This is a genomic window from Pseudomonas sp. REP124 (assembly GCF_020164475.1).
GTDB lineage: Bacteria > Pseudomonadota > Gammaproteobacteria > Pseudomonadales > Pseudomonadaceae > Aquipseudomonas.
In genome coordinates, this window is sequence record NZ_JAIQWX010000266.1 from 1 (window position 1) to 3,502 (window position 3,502).

2 protein-coding genes are annotated in these 3,502 nt (G+C 59.4%); one reads left to right on the forward strand and one right to left on the reverse strand.

Annotated features, from left to right (window positions below; genetic code table 11):
• Positions 1 to 19 precede the first annotated feature (19 nt).
• Positions 20 to 1,504 carry an NCS1 family nucleobase:cation symporter-1 gene (locus K9857_RS29995; protein WP_224542141.1) on the reverse strand — a complete coding sequence of 495 codons (1,485 nt, stop codon included), beginning with the start codon at positions 1,502 to 1,504 and terminating at the stop codon, positions 20 to 22.
• 528 nt (positions 1,505 to 2,032) lie between these two features.
• Between K9857_RS29995 and hydA the strand changes: the two genes are divergently transcribed.
• On the forward strand, positions 2,033 to 3,472 hold the full coding sequence (gene hydA, locus K9857_RS30000) for a dihydropyrimidinase (RefSeq protein ID WP_224542144.1): 1,440 nt from the start codon (positions 2,033 to 2,035) through the stop codon (positions 3,470 to 3,472).
• The last annotated feature ends 30 nt before the right edge of the window (positions 3,473 to 3,502 follow it).

Sequence of the window (3,502 nt, forward strand, 5' to 3'; positions counted from 1 at the left end):
CCCGCGAAGAGGCCAGTCTTCACACCGCAGATTTCACGACCGACGGGCTCGAGCGCATCACGCACAACCCGTAATAGATCAACCCACCCAGCGCCGATCCGGTAAACCAGCCATAGCTGTAGAACCAGCTGAACGCATCGCTGCCCAGGGACAGCAGCGTCAGCACCACCGGCACGCCGAAGGCGAAAAACCCGTTCCAGTTCCACGCCGGGTACACGTCATCGCGATAGAGCCCGGCAAGGTCCAGTTGCTGTTTCTTGATCAGGAAATAGTCCACCACCATGATCCCGGCGATAGGTCCCAACAGGCTGGAATAGCCCAGCAGCCAGTTGGAATACACGGTCTCCAGGCTGATATCGGACACGATCAGCCCCAGCTTCTTCAGCAGTTCATGGGCCATCAGCGCCAGGCCGACGAAACCGGTGAGCATCACCGCCTTGGTGCGGTTGATCACCTTGGGGGCGATGTTCTGAAAGTCGTTGGTCGGCGAGACGATGTTCGCCGCAGTGTTGGTGGACAGCGTGGCGATGATGATCAGCGCCATGGCCAGCGCGACCCACACCGGGCTCTGGATGTGGCCGATCAGCGTCACCGGGTCGGACACCGTGACACCCACCAGCTTCACCGAAGCGGCAGTCATCACTACACCCAGCGCGGCAAACAGGAACATGGTCAGCGGCAACCCCATGATCTGCCCGACGATCTGTGCCTTCTGGCTTTCGGCATAGCGGCTGAAGTCCGGAATGTTCAGCGACAGCGTGGCCCAGAAGCCGACCATCGCCGTGAGACCTGCGGCGAAGTAACTGACCACACTGGCACCTTCAGGACGCTTGGCCGGAATCGCCAGCAGTTCGGTCATCGACACATTCGGCATCGCCCACACCAGCAGCCCCACGCCCACCGCCACCAGCAGCGGCGCGGACAGGGTTTCCAGCCATTTGATCGACTCGGCGCCGCGAATCACCACCCACAGGTTCAAGGCCCAGAACATCATGAAGCCGATGACTTCACCGGTGCCGCCCAAGGATTTCCAGCCCTCGAACACCGAACCGAGGAACAGGTGAATGGCCAGCCCGCCGAACATCGTCTGGATACCGAACCAGCCGCACGCCACCAGGGCGCGGATCAGGCACGGGATGTTCGAGCCGAGGATGCCGAACGAGGAGCGCAGCAACACCGGGAACGGGATGCCGTACTTGGTGCCGGGAAAGGCGTTCAGGGTCAGGGGAATCAGCACGATGATGTTGGCGAACAGGATCGCCAGCAGTGCTTCGCCCACGGTCAGGCCGAAATAGGCGGTCAGCACTCCGCCCAGGGTGTAGGTCGGCACGCAGATCGACATACCCACCCACAACGCGGTGATGTGCCATTTGTTCCAGGTTCGTTCGTGCACCTTGGTCGGTGCCATGTCGTGGTTGTAACGGGGGCTGTCGAGGACATCGCTGCCGGCTTCGAGCTCAAACAAGCCTTCGCGCTCGATCACTTGGGATCTGTTCTGTTGCATGGCCGCTCCACTGTTCTTTGAATTATTTTTTTGCTCATTCGAGGCTCGCGACATCAATAACTGTGCCGCACTCCTCGCTTGCGCATCGGGCAGTTCCATAAACACTTTGCAAGCAACTGATGTTTATCAGTTTTATTTATTGATCGGGTGCCTCGGCTACTTGTCACGGTCAAGTTATCCGAATAGTCCGGACTCAATCTGGTGCATTTAATCTATTTACGAATGTAACGCATTAAATATTGCGCGCCTCAAACAGCTGATTTCACATAGGAAATCTCGACCATATTTCGATCCTGTCAAGTGCGTCAAAATGGGGAGCGGCCGCACCATTTTGCTGATTCTTAGTTTTTATCTCTATTAATCAATTACTTAAAACAGGAATAAGCATATGAAAAATATTCTTGCCGATTCCCGTAACTGCGACTAGCGTTTATTCCTGACAGCGTTGACAGGAATAAACCTTCAACGCTGGCTGTATATAAAAATCCAGAACCGGCATCAGTCGGTCATGCCTGCGAGGAATCCGGAATGTCTCTGTTGATCCGTGGCGCTAACGTTGTTACCCATGATGAAAGTTATCGCGCCGATGTGTATTGCGCAGACGGCGTGATCAAGGCCATCGGCGACAATCTCGACATACCCGCAGGCGCCGAAGTGCTCGACGGCAGCGGCCAGTACCTGATGCCCGGCGGCATCGATCCCCACACCCACATGCAACTGCCCTTCATGGGCACCGTGGCCAGCGAAGACTTCTACAGCGGCACGGCGGCGGGTCTGGCCGGCGGCACCACCTCGATCATCGACTTCGTGATTCCCAATCCTCAGCAGTCGTTGATGGAAGCCTTCCATCAGTGGCGCGGCTGGGCGGAAAAATCGGCTTCCGATTACGGTTTTCACGTCGCCATTACCTGGTGGAGCGAACAGGTGCGCGAGGACATGGCCGAGCTGGTGAACCATCACGGGGTCAACAGCTTCAAGCACTTCATGGCTTACAAGAACGCGATCATGGCGGCGGACGACACCCTGGTGGCGAGTTTCGAGCGCTGTCTGGAACTGGGTGCGGTGCCTACGGTGCACGCGGAAAACGGCGAGCTGGTCTATCACCTGCAACGCAAGCTGATGGCCCAAGGCATGACCGGGCCGGAAGCGCATCCGCTGTCGCGCCCTTCTCAGGTGGAAGGTGAAGCCGCGAGCCGGGCGATCCGCATCGCCGAAACCCTGGGCACGCCGCTGTACCTGGTGCACGTCTCGACCAAGGAAGCCCTCGATGAAATTACCTATGCCCGGGCCAAGGGCCAGCCGGTCTACGGCGAAGTGCTGGCCGGGCACCTGCTGCTGGACGACAGCGTCTATCAACACCCGGACTGGCAAACCGCCGCCGGTTACGTGATGAGCCCGCCGTTCCGTCCGCGCGGCCATCAGGAAGCGCTTTGGCACGGCCTGCAAGCTGGCAACCTGCACACTACCGCCACCGATCACTGCTGCTTCTGCGCCGAGCAGAAAGCCGCCGGCAAGGACGACTTCAGCAAGATCCCCAACGGCACCGCCGGCATCGAAGACCGCATGGCCGTGCTCTGGGACGAAGGGGTCAACAGCGGGCGCTTCTCGATGCAGCACTTCGTCGCGCTGACCTCTACCAATACGGCCAAGATCTTTAACCTTTACCCACGCAAAGGCGCGATCCGCGTGGGCTCCGATGCCGATCTGGTGCTGTGGGACCCGAACGGCACGCGGACGATTTCGGCCAAGACCCACCATCAGCAGGTCGACTTCAACATCTTCGAAGGCAAGACCGTGCGCGGCGTGCCCAGCCATACCATCAGCCAGGGCCGGGTGGTCTGGGCCGACGGCGACCTGCGCGCCGAACGGGGTGCGGGGCGCTACATCGAACGGCCGGCGTATCCAGCGGTGTTCGACTTGCTGAGCAAGCGGGCTGAGTTGAGTCAGCCGGTTGCAGTGAAACGCTGAGATCCAGGCCTTCGGCCATCGCGAGCAGGC

Coding starts and splice junctions, on each gene's coding strand:
- hydA (WP_224542144.1), top strand. CDS start 2,033: ATGTCTCTGTTGATCCGTGGCGCTAACGTTGTTACCCATGATGAAAGT.
- K9857_RS29995 (WP_224542141.1), bottom strand. CDS start 1,504: ATGCAACAGAACAGATCCCAAGTGATCGAGCGCGAAGGCTTGTTTGAG.